13 protein-coding genes are annotated in these 15,201 nt (G+C 37.9%); 3 read left to right on the top strand and 10 right to left on the bottom strand.

What is annotated here, in order from left to right; genetic code table 11:
- The first annotated feature begins 78 nt into the window (after nucleotides 1–78).
- The 3 genes from HMPREF3249_RS04180 (at nucleotide 79) to HMPREF3249_RS04170 (ending at nucleotide 5,061) form a co-directional block, all read left to right on the top strand.
- On the top strand, nucleotides 79–2,262 hold the full coding sequence (locus HMPREF3249_RS04180; RefSeq protein ID WP_059220650.1) for an ABC transporter substrate-binding protein/permease: 2,184 nt from the start codon (nucleotides 79–81) through the stop codon (nucleotides 2,260–2,262).
- Nucleotides 2,262–3,002 (top strand): amino acid ABC transporter ATP-binding protein, encoded by a 741-nt coding sequence (locus tag HMPREF3249_RS04175; RefSeq protein WP_022525918.1) that lies wholly within the window; start codon nucleotides 2,262–2,264, stop codon nucleotides 3,000–3,002. Before HMPREF3249_RS04180 ends, HMPREF3249_RS04175 begins: the two co-directional genes overlap by 1 nt.
- 523 nt (nucleotides 3,003–3,525) lie before the next feature.
- A complete protein-coding gene (locus HMPREF3249_RS04170) occupies nucleotides 3,526–5,061 on the top strand; it encodes an ATP-binding cassette domain-containing protein (protein WP_049533335.1) in 1,536 nt (511 codons plus the stop codon).
- A 20-nt stretch (nucleotides 5,062–5,081) separates the two neighbouring features.
- Here HMPREF3249_RS04170 and HMPREF3249_RS04165 read toward each other — a convergent pair whose 3' ends face one another.
- From HMPREF3249_RS04165 to HMPREF3249_RS04125, 10 genes are all read right to left on the bottom strand, one after another.
- Nucleotides 5,082–6,830 carry an ABC transporter ATP-binding protein gene (locus tag HMPREF3249_RS04165; protein ID WP_070867493.1) on the bottom strand — a complete coding sequence of 583 codons (1,749 nt, stop codon included), beginning with the start codon at nucleotides 6,828–6,830 and terminating at the stop codon, nucleotides 5,082–5,084.
- Nucleotides 6,811–8,556 (bottom strand): ABC transporter ATP-binding protein, encoded by a 1,746-nt coding sequence (locus HMPREF3249_RS04160; protein WP_049533337.1) that lies wholly within the window; start codon nucleotides 8,554–8,556, stop codon nucleotides 6,811–6,813. Before HMPREF3249_RS04160 ends, HMPREF3249_RS04165 begins: the two co-directional genes overlap by 20 nt.
- A 172-nt stretch (nucleotides 8,557–8,728) precedes the next feature.
- On the bottom strand, nucleotides 8,729–9,436 hold the full coding sequence (locus HMPREF3249_RS04155; RefSeq protein ID WP_003027979.1) for a glucosaminidase domain-containing protein: 708 nt from the start codon (nucleotides 9,434–9,436) through the stop codon (nucleotides 8,729–8,731).
- A 122-nt stretch (nucleotides 9,437–9,558) separates the two neighbouring features.
- Nucleotides 9,559–10,146 carry a ribosome biogenesis GTP-binding protein YihA/YsxC gene (yihA, locus tag HMPREF3249_RS04150; protein WP_003027978.1) on the bottom strand — a complete coding sequence of 196 codons (588 nt, stop codon included), beginning with the start codon at nucleotides 10,144–10,146 and terminating at the stop codon, nucleotides 9,559–9,561.
- 11 nt (nucleotides 10,147–10,157) lie between these two features.
- Nucleotides 10,158–11,390 carry an ATP-dependent Clp protease ATP-binding subunit ClpX gene (gene clpX / locus HMPREF3249_RS04145; protein ID WP_003042329.1) on the bottom strand — a complete coding sequence of 411 codons (1,233 nt, stop codon included), beginning with the start codon at nucleotides 11,388–11,390 and terminating at the stop codon, nucleotides 10,158–10,160.
- 37 nt (nucleotides 11,391–11,427) lie between these two features.
- Complete coding sequence (locus tag HMPREF3249_RS09420) at nucleotides 11,428–11,601, bottom strand: hypothetical protein (protein WP_003024903.1); 174 nt, start codon at nucleotides 11,599–11,601, stop codon at nucleotides 11,428–11,430.
- Nucleotides 11,601–12,113 carry a dihydrofolate reductase gene (locus tag HMPREF3249_RS04140; protein ID WP_003042235.1) on the bottom strand — a complete coding sequence of 171 codons (513 nt, stop codon included), beginning with the start codon at nucleotides 12,111–12,113 and terminating at the stop codon, nucleotides 11,601–11,603. Before HMPREF3249_RS04140 ends, HMPREF3249_RS09420 begins: the two co-directional genes overlap by 1 nt.
- 184 nt (nucleotides 12,114–12,297) lie before the next feature.
- The gene (locus HMPREF3249_RS04135) at nucleotides 12,298–13,137 is read right to left on the bottom strand and encodes a thymidylate synthase (RefSeq protein ID WP_049533338.1); all 840 of its coding nucleotides are present in this window, start codon (nucleotides 13,135–13,137) and stop codon (nucleotides 12,298–12,300) included.
- A gap of 85 nt (nucleotides 13,138–13,222) precedes the next feature.
- Nucleotides 13,223–14,440 carry a chloride channel protein gene (locus HMPREF3249_RS04130; RefSeq protein ID WP_059220647.1) on the bottom strand — a complete coding sequence of 406 codons (1,218 nt, stop codon included), beginning with the start codon at nucleotides 14,438–14,440 and terminating at the stop codon, nucleotides 13,223–13,225.
- 16 nt (nucleotides 14,441–14,456) lie between these two features.
- Nucleotides 14,457–14,720, bottom strand: coding sequence for a chorismate mutase (locus tag HMPREF3249_RS04125; protein ID WP_049533340.1), 264 nt, complete (start codon nucleotides 14,718–14,720; stop codon nucleotides 14,457–14,459).
- Between the last annotated feature and the right edge of the window lie 481 nt (nucleotides 14,721–15,201).

Below are 15,201 nucleotides of genomic sequence, written 5' to 3'. Positions count from 1 at the left end.
TAACATAAAAATACAAAATATTTGTATTTTAAAGATATTTTTGGTATAATTTAAAAATATTCTTTAAAGGAGAGACTCATGAAGAAAAAAATTATAGCTTTTTTGTTAGCTTTACTACCACTCTTTGCTGTAACAAGCATTCATGCCGATACAATCAAAGTGGTATCTGATACAGCTTACGCACCTTTTGAATTTAAAGATTCCGATCAAACTTATAAAGGTATTGACGTAGATATCATCAATAAAGTTGCTGAACTAAAAGGTTGGGACATCAATATGACTTTCCCTGGCTTTGACGCAGCCGTTAACGCTGTTCAGTCTGGTCAAGCAGATGCTATCATGGCTGGCATGACAAAGACCAAAGATCGCGAAAAAGTCTTCACTATGTCTGATACTTATTATGATACAAAAGTTGTCATTGCAACGACTAAAGCCAATACAATCAGCAGTTATTCCCAATTAAAAGGGAAAACTGTTGGGGTTAAAAACGGAACTGCCTCTCAACGCTTTCTAGAAAAAATCAAAAACAAATACAAATTTACTATCAAAACATTTGACACAACTGATTTGACTTACAACAGCTTGAATTCTGGTTCGATTGATGCCATGATGGACGACCAACCAGTCATTGAGTATGCTATTAAACAAGGTCAAAATTTAAAAATCTCTATAAAAGGAGAAGCTGTTGGTAGTTTTGCTTTTGGTGTCAAAAAGGGAAGCAAGTATGAATATCTGATAACAGAATTTAACGAAGCACTTGCTCAAATGAAAAAAGATGGTTCTCTTGACAAAATCATCACAAAATGGACAAGTTCTACAACTACGAAAACAACTAGTTCTACTCCAGAAACCACTACTCCTGCTGGTCAAAAAGCTACTCCTGTAAAATCAACATATACCATTGCGAGTGACTCTTCCTTTGCACCATTCGTCTTCCAAGACAGCAACAATAAATATACTGGGATTGACATGGATTTGATAAAAGCCATTGCCAAAGACCAAGGTTTCACAATTGAAATCACAAATCCCGGATTTGATGCCGCTTTAAATGCTGTACAATCTGGACAAGCTGATGGAATGATTGCAGGAATGTCTGTGACAGATGCTCGTAAAGAGACCTTTGATTTCTCAGAACCATATTATACTGCAAATGCAATCCTTGCTGTTAAAGAATCTAGCACAATTGCTTCATATAAAGACTTGAAAGGCAAAACAGTCGGCGTAAAAAATGGTACTGCTTCGCAAACCTTCTTAACAGAAAATCAAAACAAGTATGGCTATAAAATCAAGACATTCGCTGACGCTTCTTCTATGTATGACAGTTTAAACTCTGGCTCTGTGGACGCCGTTATGGACGATGAACCTGTTGTCAAATATTCCATTAGTCAAGGTCAAAAACTAAAAACTCCAATCAAGGGAACCCCTATCGGAGATACTGCTTTTGCAGTGAAAAAAGGTAGTAATCCTGAATTGATCCAAATGTTTAACAATGGTTTGGCAAATATTAAAAAGAACGGTCAATATCAAAAAATTCTTGATAAATATTTGAAAAAGACCAGCTCTGCTTCTAGCTCTTCAGACAGTACAGTTGATGAAACAACCATTTGGGGGCTTCTCCAAAACAACTATAAACAATTGTTAAGCGGACTTGGTATCACCATTGCTCTTGCGCTTCTGTCATTTGCTATTGCTATGGTCATCGGCATCATCTTTGGAATGTTTAGCGTGAGTCCCGTCAAAGCCCTCCGCGTCATCTCAGAAATCTTCGTGGATGTCATCCGTGGAATCCCACTTATGATTCTCGCAGCCTTTATCTTCTGGGGCATTCCAAATCTCATTGAATCAATGACAGGGCATCAAAGTCCGATTAACGATTTTGTAGCTGGTACAATTGCTCTTTCTCTCAATGCAGGTGCTTATATTGCAGAAATTGTCCGTGGTGGGATTCAAGCTGTTCCAACTGGACAAATGGAAGCCAGTCGAAGTCTTGGTATTTCTTACTCAAAAACCATGAGAAAGATTATTTTGCCACAAGCAACAAAAATCATGTTACCAAACTTCGTCAATCAGTTTGTTATTGCTTTGAAAGATACTACAATCGTCTCTGCTATCGGTCTTGTTGAACTTTTCCAAACAGGTAAAATCATCATTGCTCGTAACTATCAAAGCTTCAAAATGTATGCTATCCTAGCAGTCTTTTACTTGATTATCATCACTCTTTTAACGAGACTTGCAAAACGCTTAGAAAAGAGGATTAAATAATGGCTAAATTAAAAATTGATGTCAATGATTTGCATAAATACTATGGGGAAAATGAAGTCCTAAAAGGAATCACAACAAAATTCTATGAAGGAGATGTGGTCTGCATCATCGGCCCCTCTGGCTCTGGAAAATCAACTTTTCTACGTAGCCTAAACCTGCTTGAAGAAGTTACAAGCGGCTCTATTACCGTGGACGGTTTCGACCTAACTGACAAAAAAACAGATGTCGACTTGGTTCGTGAAAATATCGGCATGGTTTTCCAACACTTCAATCTCTTCCCTCACATGACAGTTTTGGAAAATATCACCTTTGCTCCTGTCGAGCACAAGCGAATGACACAAGCCGAAGCAGAAAAGCTTGGTATGGAGCTATTAGAAAAAGTCGGGCTCTCTGATAAAGCTGATGCCATGCCAGACAGTCTCTCAGGTGGACAAAAACAACGTGTGGCGATTGCACGTGGACTTGCTATGAATCCTGATATTATGCTCTTTGACGAACCTACTTCCGCTCTTGACCCCGAAATGGTCGGAGATGTTCTCAATGTTATGAAAGAATTGGCCAAGCAAGGCATGACCATGATTATCGTGACTCATGAAATGGGATTTGCTCGTCAAGTAGCCAACCGTGTCATCTTTACAGCTGACGGAGAATTCTTAGAAGACGGCAAACCCGACCAAATCTTTGACAATCCACAACACCCACGCCTCAAAGACTTCTTGGACAAAGTCTTGAATGTGTAATACTACTTTAGAGGATGGGACAAAAGTCCAACCTCAAATATAAAAAGCGAACAAAACTAGTTTTCTGGTAATCAGAATTCTGCTTTATTCGCTTTTCGCATTTAATTATAGATTAGAAGGGCTTAATAATTAAGATTTTTAAAAATTGAAATCTTTTTGTCCCAAATTCTTTTTTGTATTTATATTCAATTTATTGTTGGTGACAAACTTTTTTCTCGATACTCTTTTGACATTTAACGCCTTTTTTGCTACACTAAAATCAGTAAAATTTGGAGGTAAGGAGTCTATGTACAAGAAATCTATTGCTTAAAGGAAACTTTATCTAGTAGATTTTTTGTTATGCTCTTGCCTATTTTTCATAAAAGAAAATTTTTTCAAACTTCTCAATGATAAATATAGTCGTTGCAAACTACTCTGTTTTGCAATGTTTGTTGGCAATCCAAAAACAAGAACAGCTCTACTAGATAAATAGGGCTGTTTTTCTTAGCTCTAAAATGACAATGAACATCAAAAGGAGACTTGTATGCTACAAATTCGACATTTAACTATTACCCATTTAAAAGATTTGAAAGACTTAGTTAGCGATTTATCACTTACTGTCAATGCAGGCGATAAAGCCGGCATTATCGGAGAAGAAGGAAATGGAAAATCAACCCTTCTAAAACTACTTATGGATGAAAGATTTGTTTCAGATTATATTAGCTATACCGGAGAGATTCAGAAAAGCTATAGTCATTATGCTTATTTGCCGCAAACTTTGCCTGAAAATGAAAGAAGGCTCTCCCTCAACGACTACTTCTTTGGCGATTTGAACGTAGACTTAGATTACAGCAAACTTTACCGCTTTGCTCAAGAATTACATTTTGATAGCGAACGTTTTACTAGTCAGCAAACAATAGCCACTTTATCCGGTGGTGAAACATTAAAAGTGCAGCTTTTAAAAATCCTCTCTACAAATTGGGACATTCTCTTTTTAGATGAACCTTCTAATGATTTAGACATCGATACTATGATTTGGCTGGAGAATTTTTTGCAAAATACACCTCAAACAGTCATGTTTGTTTCACATGATGAAAGTCTTTTAAGTCATGCAGCAACAAAAATCGTGCATTTGGAATTGGTTAAGAAAAAGCAAAAAGCTCGGACGACCGTACAGAATCTTGATTATGAAAATTACAGCCAGCAAAGACAGATCGCATTTGAAAAGCAAACTAAAGATGCAAAAAAAGAACGAGAAGAATATCAAAAAACAATGGAAAAACATCGCCGTGTCAAACAAAGTGTGGAGCACGTGCTGCGCAACACTCATGATAGCACGGCTGGGAGATTAGTGGCTAAAAAAATGAAAAATGTCCTCTCGCAAGGCAAACGATTTGAGAGAGAAGCGTCTGAACTGACAGAATTGCCAATACAGGCAGATGCTATCAATCTGAAATTTCCTGCTATCACTCCTCTGCCATCTACAAAAAGAGTAGTCACTCTCGAGCAAATGTGTTTGAAGGTAGGAGAGCGCACTTTAGCCCAAAATATAAATTTTGAACTCTTAGGGCAGGAAAAGATTGGGATTATTGGTAAAAATGGTGTCGGTAAATCTACTTTTCTCAAAGAACTGCGACATCTACTGAAAGAAAAGAGAGGCATTACACTAGGATATATGCCTCAAAACTATCCTGATAGTTTAAACGAAGTCGATTCTCCAATAGATTTTCTAACATCCACAAGAGAGGGTATTGAGCGAGAAAAAATCCTCACCCACCTAGCCAGTCTGCAATTCACGCGCAATGAAGTGCAACATTCTATTTCCCAGCTATCTGGTGGACAAAAAGCTAAATTACTGCTTCTAAAAATGGTATTAGATCAAGCAAATGTCTTGTTGCTAGATGAGCCGACACGCAACTTTTCTCCCACTTCTCAGCCACAAGTACGAAAACTTTTTACAGATTATAACGGCGCTATCATTACCGTTTCACATGACCGCACCTTTCTCAAAGAAGTTTGTCAGAAAATCTATCGCTTGACTGAGACAGGAATAGAGCTGGTCCGCAAAGAACAGCTATAAGTTTGTTCTCCTAGTCGATCTTAAACAGCCAAGTTCCCTTGAGCTGTCTGCATTTGGTAATAAACGCCTTGTGCTTGCATCAGCTCTTGATGACTGCCATATTCCACAATATCTCCGTCAACCAACACTAAAATGATATCTGCATTCTGAATGGTAGACAAGCGATGAGCAATGATAAAACTGGTTCGCCCTACCATGAGCTTATTAAAAGCCTCTTGAATGAGTACTTCAGTCCGCGTATCAATAGAGGAGGTTGCTTCATCCAAAATCAGGATTTTAGGAACCGCTAGAAAAACACGCGCAATGGTCAATAACTGCCGTTGTCCTTGTGACAAAGAATCTCCTGCATCTGCTAGATAAGTATCATAGCCATGTGGCAATTGCTGAATAAAGAAATGAGCATTAGCAGCTTTAGCTGCTGCAATTACTTCTTCTCGGCTAGCCTCTGGTCGCCCAAAAGCAATATTTTCATGAATTGTCCCCGTCTTCAGCCATGTTTCTTGTAAAACCATACCAAACTGCTGGCGAAATGAAACTCTGGTGTAATCTGTAATATCTCTGTCGTCTAACTTAATCTTACCCGCATCTACATTATAAAAACGCATGAGGAGATTGATTAAAGTCGATTTTCCAGCACCAGTTGGCCCGACAATAGCAACTTTGCTTCCTGCTGGAACGGTCATGTTTAAATCGTGAATCAAGGGTTTATCTTTTTCATAACCAAAACGGACGTGCTCAAAATGAACCGCACCCTGTACTGCTTCACTCGTGAGTTCTTCTTTTCCAGTTTCTACAACTTCTTTTTCATCTAAAATCATGTACAGGCGCTCTGCACAAGCAAGGGCACTTTGTAATTCAGCCATAACAGACGAAATATCGTTGAATGGTTTGGTGTATTGGTTGACATAATTTAAGAATGTCACTAATTGTCCAACTGTGAAACTAGAGCCATTAATGATACGAACCGCACCAAATCCAACAACAATGGCATAAATAAGAGCATTCACGAAGCGCGTCGCTGGATTGACAGTAGAGGAATAAAAGATAGCATCCTGAGAATAGTCCGCATAGTTCTCATTGCCCTTTGTAAAATCCGTAATGAATTGCTCTTGGGCATTGAAACTGTGAATCAAACTTTCTTGAGAGAAACTTTCTTCAATGAGCTGCGTCTGCAGCCCTCGAGCTGTTGTTTGTTTTTGAAACAGCTTGTAACTTTTACGGGCAATAAAACGCGCAATCAGCATAGATAAGGGAGTTAAAAGCAAGACTAATATCATCATGAAAAAGTCAATCCTTGCCATTGTTACAATCGTTACAAGAATAGTCAACACGCCTACAAAAAACTGATTGAAGACCATGAGCAGACCATTATTTAACTGCTCCACGTCCGTCGTCAAGCGACTCACTAAATCACCACTCCCTTGATGATCAAGATAAGCCAAGGGAAGTCGATGAATTTTTTGAATAACTGCGTCCCGAAGTTTCTGACTATAACTATAAATCAACTGATTATAGATTAAAGGATTGAGCCATTGAATCGCTGTATTGGCAACAATCACCATACCCATTTTCGAGAGAATTGGAAGCAAATGCTGACTTGCATCAGGAAGTAGAACACTATCAACTGCATTCCCAATCAAAATTGGCAAATAAATGGTCAAAGCAACCTGAACAATTGTTCCAATTGTAGCTAGTAGGAAAAGCCAGCGCTGTTGCAACAAATCACTTGCAAGGCGTTTCAGACCACTTTTAGAATACCTCGTTTTCATGCTTTTCCTCCTTACTATGTTGTGAGAGATGAATTTCTCGATAAATAGCGCTCGTTTGAAGCAAATCTTCATGTTTGCCAAGAGCGACCTGCCGACCCTTGTCCAAGACAAGTATCTGATCAGCTGCACGCAAGCTATTGGTTCGCTGTGAAATTAAAATCAAACTTGTGTTCTTTAACTGCTCTTTAATCGCTTGCAATAGTTTAGCTTCTGTTAAATAATCAAGTGCCGAAGTGGAATCATCCAGCACCAGAAAAGGTGCTTTTTGTAAAATAGCGCGCGCAATCGTCAACCGTTGGCGTTGACCACCGGAAAAATTCCGACCAAAAGCTTCTACTACTGCATCTAGCTGACCTTCTTTTTCCTGTACAAAGTCACTAGCCTGCGCAATATCAAGAGCCCACCAAAGTTGTTCATCCGTCACCTTGTCTTCCAAACCCAGCAATAAATTTGAGCGAATCGTTCCGCGGAACAATTCTGCTTTTTGTGGCACCAAACTCATCCAAGTGCGCCATTCTTTAAGATTTCGAGGGCTTCGACCATTTTTGAAAATAGCCAACTGACCAGTATCAATCGTATACAAATGCGCTAAGAGCTGCACCAAGGTTGATTTTCCTGAGCCTGTTCCACCAATCACTCCCAAAGTCTGACCAGATAGTACGTCAAACGAAATATTTTCCAAAGCTGGACTAGCAGCTTGTGGATAGGTAAAGGTAACATTTTCGGCAGAAATAGATTGAGCACCAACAGAATGCCGTATTGACAGTTCTGCTAGTACATCTTCCTCTTCCTGTTCAAAAACCTCTTGGATTCGTCCAGCGCTGATGTAACTTTGGTTCAAAGAAGTGACGAGCATAGCTAGTTTCAACAGTTCTATCAAAATTTGCAAAAGGTAATTGACTAAAGCGACTAATTTCCCTTGCGTCAGCAAATCCTGTCCAATAACTAGATTCCCATGCCAAATAACCATGACTAACGTGCTATTTACCACTAAAAAAGTCAACGGGCTCATCAAGCTAGACCAAACTCCTGTTTTTATCTGCCAGGTCTTATAAATTTCATTGGTATCTCTAAACTCATGAATTTCTTTATTTGTTTGCCCAAAGGCACAGATAACACGCATACCTTGCAGTTGCTGGCGTGTCATATTGACAATTTTATCTGTAATCTGGCGAATTTTAGCGTAAAGCGGATTCACCAAGCGTGACATGATATAGATAATGCCCGTTAGGATGACAACCATGAGTAAAAACCAGACTGTAATACTTGGACTAATCAAAAATGCCATGATTATTGAGCCAAAAACAATAATCGGCGCGCGCAAAAAAAGACGAAGAAATTGATTGATACCAGTCTGAATTTGATAAGTATCACTTGTTAAACGAGTGACCAGACTAGATGTCGTCAAGCTATCTCGACTAGCTTTTGGCAAACGCATGATTTTTTGATATAAATCTTTAGTTAATTGACGTGTAAATCCTACCGCTGCTTTTGAAGAATAATATTGAGCAATAACCGCCACAACAACACCAAATGATGCTAGGACAACCAACAAAAAGACCATGGTATAAAGATGCACACTATCTTTTTTAGGGATTGTTTGGTCCACAATTGTTGCAATCAAAATTGGCACCAATAGTTCAAAACTAGCTTCTAATAATTTAAAAAGTGGCCCCAACAAGGATTCCTTGATATAACCTTTAAAATATTTAAATAAATCTTTCATGAAATCTCTTTTCCTACACAAAACTAGTTCTATTTTATCATAATCTAGCCTTCTCTGTGATTTGTTAGCGGATACAATTATTTTTATAGGAGAATTTTTGTTAGATGAATTCCAGATAAAAAGGAGAAGAACGATGTCGCTCTCTCCTACTAAATTTCTTTCAAATAAAATATTATTGATGACGATTTGCCCAAGCAACATCCAAATCTAACACTTCTTGTGTTGTGTATTGTTGGCGATAAGGATTGTAGACTTTGTTAGTTGTTGCAACATTGGTTGCTTGCACATTTGGTACATCGTATTGTGTCAAATTATATTGTTGAATCAAATTATTCAACTTAACATTATAGCTTGTATCCGTTGCATAGACACCTGTTAAAGCAGCAGTCGCATTCATATAGCTAGTCGTATTACTCTTCCAAGCATAAGTGTAGCGGCTATGTTTTAAAATCGCCACATAGTCTTGTAAAGATTCAACATAACTTGGATAGGATCTAAATTCTGCATTGACATTATAACTATTTCCTTGTCCATCATCTTCTAGTGTAGGCATTGTGGCTGACTGACCAGCATACTGTCCTTTGATGCCAAATAAATTATGATGAGGAGCGGCTGACAAAGCGGAACGTCCAGAATTGCTTTCCAGAATGGCTTGTGCAATCATAACCGAAGCATACAAATCATTCTCTTGTCCCAATTGACGAGCAGTCTCACCAATTTGTGAAATAAACACTTCTGTTTGGGTCAACGGACGTTGGTAAGTCTCGTCATTGGCACTAGCTGGGTGAACTTGCTTGGACAAAACTGCACTAACCAATAAAGCAGCGGTCACCAAAGCTAGAACTGTTAAAATTCCTTTTTTCAATTTTTTCTTTCTCATAGCTTATTTCTCCAGTATAATATATTTTGATTATAACATAAAATTCCCAGTTCTTAGTTACAATTTAGTGACAGATTCATTATAAAAAACCGAGAAAATGATTCTCAGTTTTTCTTCAATTCCTAAATTTTTTCCAAAATCGCATCCCAAGCTGCATCTAAACCATCTTTATTAACAGATGAAAAAATAATAAAATCATCATTTTTATCAAAATCTAACTTTTTCTTAATGACTGATTCATACTTGTTCCATTTGCCGCGTGGAACTTTGTCAGCTTTCGTGGCTACGACAATGACTGGTATTTCATAATATTTGAGAAATTCGTACATTTGTACGTCGTCTGTACTTGGCTCATGGCGAACGTCCACTAGACTGACAACTGCTCTAAGATTTTCCCTGCTCGTCAGATATTCCTCGATCATCTTGCCCCACTTCGCTCGTTCTGTTTTAGAAACTTTAGCATAACCATAGCCTGGGACATCCACAAAGCGGAGCTTATCATCAATGTTGAAAAAATTAAGCAGTTGCGTTTTTCCTGGTTTACCAGAAGTTCGAGCTAAATTTTTTCGATTTAACAATGTATTGATAAAGGAAGATTTTCCAACATTGGATCGTCCTGCAAGGGCAATTTCAGGAATCTCGTCTTGCGGATAATGAGATTTGTTGGCTGCACTTAGCAAAATTTCTGCATTGTGTGTGTTAATTTCCATTGCACACCTCTTTATGCTGTTTCTAAAATCGGCTTATCCGTTCCGTCAACTGCTTCCTTGGTAATCCGTACCAGCTTCACATTTTCTTGACTTGGAACTTCAAACATGACATCCATCATAGTTTCCTCGATAATCGAACGTAATCCACGCGCACCTGTCTTGCGTTCAATGGCCTTGTTAGCGATTTCCTGAAGAGCATCATCATCAAACTCCAATTTGACATCATCATAAGAAAGAAGAGTCTGATATTGCTTCACTAAAGCATTCTTTGGTTCGCGAAGGATTCGCACCAAATCATCAACTGTTAAAGGCTCAAGCGCTGCAAACACAGGCAAACGACCAATCAATTCAGGAATCAAGCCAAATTTTTGAATATCTTCAGAGATGATTTCTTGCATATAAGAACTAGTTTCATCAATGGCCTTGTTGTTTTGACCAAAACCGATAATTTTTTCGCCTAGACGTTGTTTGACAATTTCTTCAATACCGTCAAATGCACCACCAACGATAAAGAGAATATTTTTCGTATCTACTTGAATCATCTCTTGTTGAGGATGCTTGCGACCGCCTTGCGGAGGTACGCTGGCTACAGTTCCTTCAATAATCTTGAGGAGTGCTTGCTGAACACCTTCACCAGACACATCACGAGTAATAGAGACATTTTCGCTTTTCTTCGCAATTTTGTCAATCTCATCTACATAGATGATACCACGTTCAGCACGCTCAATATTGAAATCTGCTGCTTGCAAGAGTTTCAAGAGAATATTTTCAACATCTTCTCCGACATACCCAGCTTCTGTCAAAGCTGTCGCATCTGCAATCGCAAAAGGAACATTCAGACTTTTTGCTAAAGTTTGAGCGAGGAAGGTCTTGCCAGAACCAGTTGGACCAATCATAAGGATATTGGATTTCTGCAATTCGACATCTTCCTCATCTTCACGATTATCATGAAAATTGATGCGTTTATAGTGATTGTAGACAGCCACAGCCAAAGCACGCTTAGCACGGTCTTGTCCAATCACATAGTGATTCAAAATATTGAGTAGTTCTTGTGGTTTTGGCACTTCTGACAAGTCTGCTAGCACTTCTTCTGCTAGTTCCTCTCTGATGATTTCTTGTGCTAATTCCACACATTCATTACAAATAAAGGCATTATTTCCTGCGATAATCTTTTGCACTTCTTCTTGGCTTTTACCACAAAAAGAACAATAAACCATCATTTCGTTCGTACGATTTGTAGGCATTTTTCACTCCAATTCTATTCGTTGTTTATTCTGTTTCTCATTTAAATAAGGTCATATAAAAAGCATGAATACTATTCACTAAATTTGTAAAAGCATTCAGCCAAAAGAGCACTGACAATCCATACCGTTTTTTACGAAAAGCTTGCGTTGCCGCCATAACACAAACGACACACAAAAGAGCCGTAAAAAATCCGAAAATACTACGTTCCATTACGACTCCTTTCTCTGAAAAGTTGTGACAGTAAAGTCATACTCATTCTTTTCATCTTTGGCATGAAACTGATGAGACAACTCCTGAAATTTCGTCATATCAAAATCTTTCGGGAAATAAGTATCACCTTGTACACTAGCATGAATACGGGTAATAACTAATTCATCTATTAAGGGCTCGAACGCAGAAAAAATCTGACCGCCGCCGATAATATAAAGAGTTTTTTCCTGAGTCTCATACCATTTCATAACCGAGTCAACATCATGAAACACCAGAACTCGCTCATTCTCTGCTTGATATGATTTGTCTCTCGTCAAAATAATTGTCGTGCGATTGGGCAATACTCTGCGGTTCATCCCATCAAATGTCACTCGCCCCATTAAAATAGCCTGCCCAGTTGTCATTTCTTTAAAATGCTTGAGATCAGCTGGTAAATGCCAGGGCAATGTGTTGTTTCGCCCAATCAAGCCATTCTCATCTTGCGCCCAAATAGCTACAATTTTCTTTATCATTTCCTCATCCTTTGAATTGATATTTCTATTTTATCAAATTTCACAAAAAAAGGCTGACTTTAACTATCAAATCAACACTAATTTATATCGCACAAGAAATCCATTCTTTTATGATGTCTGGTGAAAATAGTTAGATACAGCCCTTTATTTTTTAGATTTTGAAAATCTGAAAATTACTTCATTCTCAAATCGCTAAATCAAATTTCAACTGCGGCTTAACAGGATCATAATCAACTAATTCAAAATATTCTGCTTTAATATCAAAAAAGTTGGTTCCGTCTGGAACATTTAAAACCAAGCGTGGCGTACAGTTAGTTGGTTCACGTCGAAGTAATTCTTCAGCTTGTTCAAATTGATTATCATAAATATGCAAATTGTTGACAAAATAAAATAATTTACCAACTTTCCAGCCAAAATGCTTGGCAATCATCATTTGCAATGCTACATACTGCATGGCATTGATGTGATGAGCTACCAACATATCATTTGAGCGTTGTGTCAGAGTTACATCCAGATAAATGTCACCGTCTACACGGCGTACGTCAAACATGGTCTGAAAAGCACAAGGCAATAGACCTTCTGTTTCCTCAAATGCTTCGTAATCCCAAAGCGAGATAATATTTCGTCGATTCCAAGGATTGATTTCTAGCTGTTTCAAGATTTTATTGATAATATCATGTTTCTTAACAACAGCGCCATAGCGTAAGCCAATCGTGCGAGTATCTCCCACTTCCCAATCATTCCAATAATGAACATTGTACTTTTCTTCTAAAATATCTAAGCTATTGGATTGGTCTTGGTAAATCCAGAGCACCTCTTTGATTGCTGATTTGATAGCAATTGGGCGAAGCGTTGTAATAGGAAATTCTCCCTTGCTCAAGTCGTATTCAGCAAAAGAACCGGTGATATACTTAGAGTTAGCCACTTTCCCGTTTTTATAACGAGGGCGAGCATTTTCAGAAAAAACACCTTCAGTCAAGATTTTTCGAATATTTTCTTTAAAAATAGTATCTGCTTTTGTCATGATTTCCCTTTTCTAATATTGCTTTTTCTAGTATAACACAAAATAAAAATCTCCTACAAGTCAAAACCTCGCAGGAGAACATGCTTTAATATCGAATTTTTTGAGCTCCATAAATCGAATGCTGACGATATAGAGAAAACGCCACCGCACACACTATGAAAAAATAGGGGAAATTAGTAAAGCCAAATACTTCACAGCCGATTAGAATAGGTCCTAAAAAAGTAGATGTTGCACTTCCAAAAACAGCAGCATAACCTAGTGCAGCAACCAAACCAACTGGAAGTCCAAATAAACCCGCTAGCAACACACCTAAGCTTGCACCAATTGCAAAAAGCGGTGTCACTTCTCCGCCTTGAAAGCCAGCAGCTAATGTCAAAACTGTCAGAAGTAATTTGAAGAGCCAATCATATACATAGACGGGCTGACCAGCAAAACTGGCTGCAATCAAATTTGTTCCAAGCCCTGAGTATCGTCCTTTATCCAACAGTAAAAAAACAATGCTCAAGACAACTCCCATCACCACAATCCGTTTGTAGGGATTTGGAAAAATAATTGCTGCTTTCTTTTTGCTCCATGAGAGAGCATAAGCAAATAAATTGCCGCAAAGTCCAAATAGAACTCCGAGAAACACTAATTTGATAAGAAGCGTCGGTGACAATACCAGATGCACAGAAATTGGTTGTACAAACTTTTCAAGCCCTAACGCATGCGATGTCCAAGAAGCAACAAAGGAAGCAATCATTGCAGGATACAGAGCCGTCAGTTGCATGGTTCCTACAACCAAGACTTCCATTGCAAACAAAATTGCCGCCAGCGGTGTTTGAAACAGTCCAGCAAAACCAGCAGCCATTCCTGCGACTAAAAAGATTTTTGAAGTGTTGGGGATAGAAAATTTCTTGCCAAACCGATGAGAAACTGTTGCTCCTAATTGTACTGCTACTCCTTCTCGACCAGCTGAGCCACCAAAAAGGTGCGTCATCCAAGTTGTCAATATAACCAAAGGAATTAAGCGCTTTGGGATATGTTCCTCTACACCATGTCCTACATCAAAAATCAAGGTCATCCCTTTGCTACTGCTTCCACCATACTTTTGATAAAGAAATACAATCCCTAATCCCGCAACAGCTAAAAAAGGAATCAAATAGAGTGGATACATAGAACGAATATCGCTTAAAAAGATAAGGGTTCGCCCAAATATCGCATCAATAATCCCAACTACTAGACCTATAAAAATGGATAACACTGTAATAGCCACTGTTCGCTTTCCAATATCAAGCCATTCTACGCTATCTACCTTTTTCATTTTATCGCCCTCATTATTAGACGTGTTGGTCTTGATAAGCACGCGAATGTTTCAAAATATCAGAAAAAGTCTGAACAATGCTTTCTTCGTACTGTTTTTCATGTACACTATTTGCAATTTTCTCTAAAATTACTTGTTCTCGCTGAGTGTCTAATACAGCTTTTCCAGTCTGACGTTTATAGAGAGCAACTTGACTCACCAAAGCCATTCTTTTCTCTAGTAAGGCAATCAAATCTGCATCTATTTGATCAATTTCTTTTCTAATTTCTACTAAATCCATGATTTCCTCCTAATTGCTTTCTATCTTAACAAAATTTTTCACAATATGCTAGTAATCGTCAGGTTTTGAATCTCAAGTCCTAATTTTCTCAATTTTAGCAGAAAAATAACACTCAAATTGAGAAAAGTTCAAATAAAGCCTATTCTTTCAGCTCTAAAACGAAAAGTTAATGTGAGAGTCGTTTTTATACAGATAAAGATCTATTGGGATTACAAGTGCTATAACTTCATAGGAAAGTGTGGGGCAAATTTGACACAAGATTGTTTTTTATGATGAATAATTGACTAAAATATAATAAAAAGTTGATGTAAAGCCAAAAAAACAGAAGTACACATTAGTAGAACTTCTGATTTTTAATTTGAGAACCTTTCTATATATTATATTCTCAGTTTGCATTTTTATGAGAGTGATGATGATAGAATTATGAGAATATATCTCAGGTTTTACCTATTTAAAATTTTTTTAATTATTTGAATAGTTT

Origin of the sequence: Streptococcus sp. HMSC36C04 (genome assembly GCF_001839535.1) — a bacterium.
Taxonomy (GTDB): domain Bacteria; phylum Bacillota; class Bacilli; order Lactobacillales; family Streptococcaceae; genus Streptococcus; species Streptococcus hominis.
The sequence above is the reverse complement of the archived record's forward strand: the minus strand, read 5'-3'. Positions and strand labels throughout refer to the sequence as shown.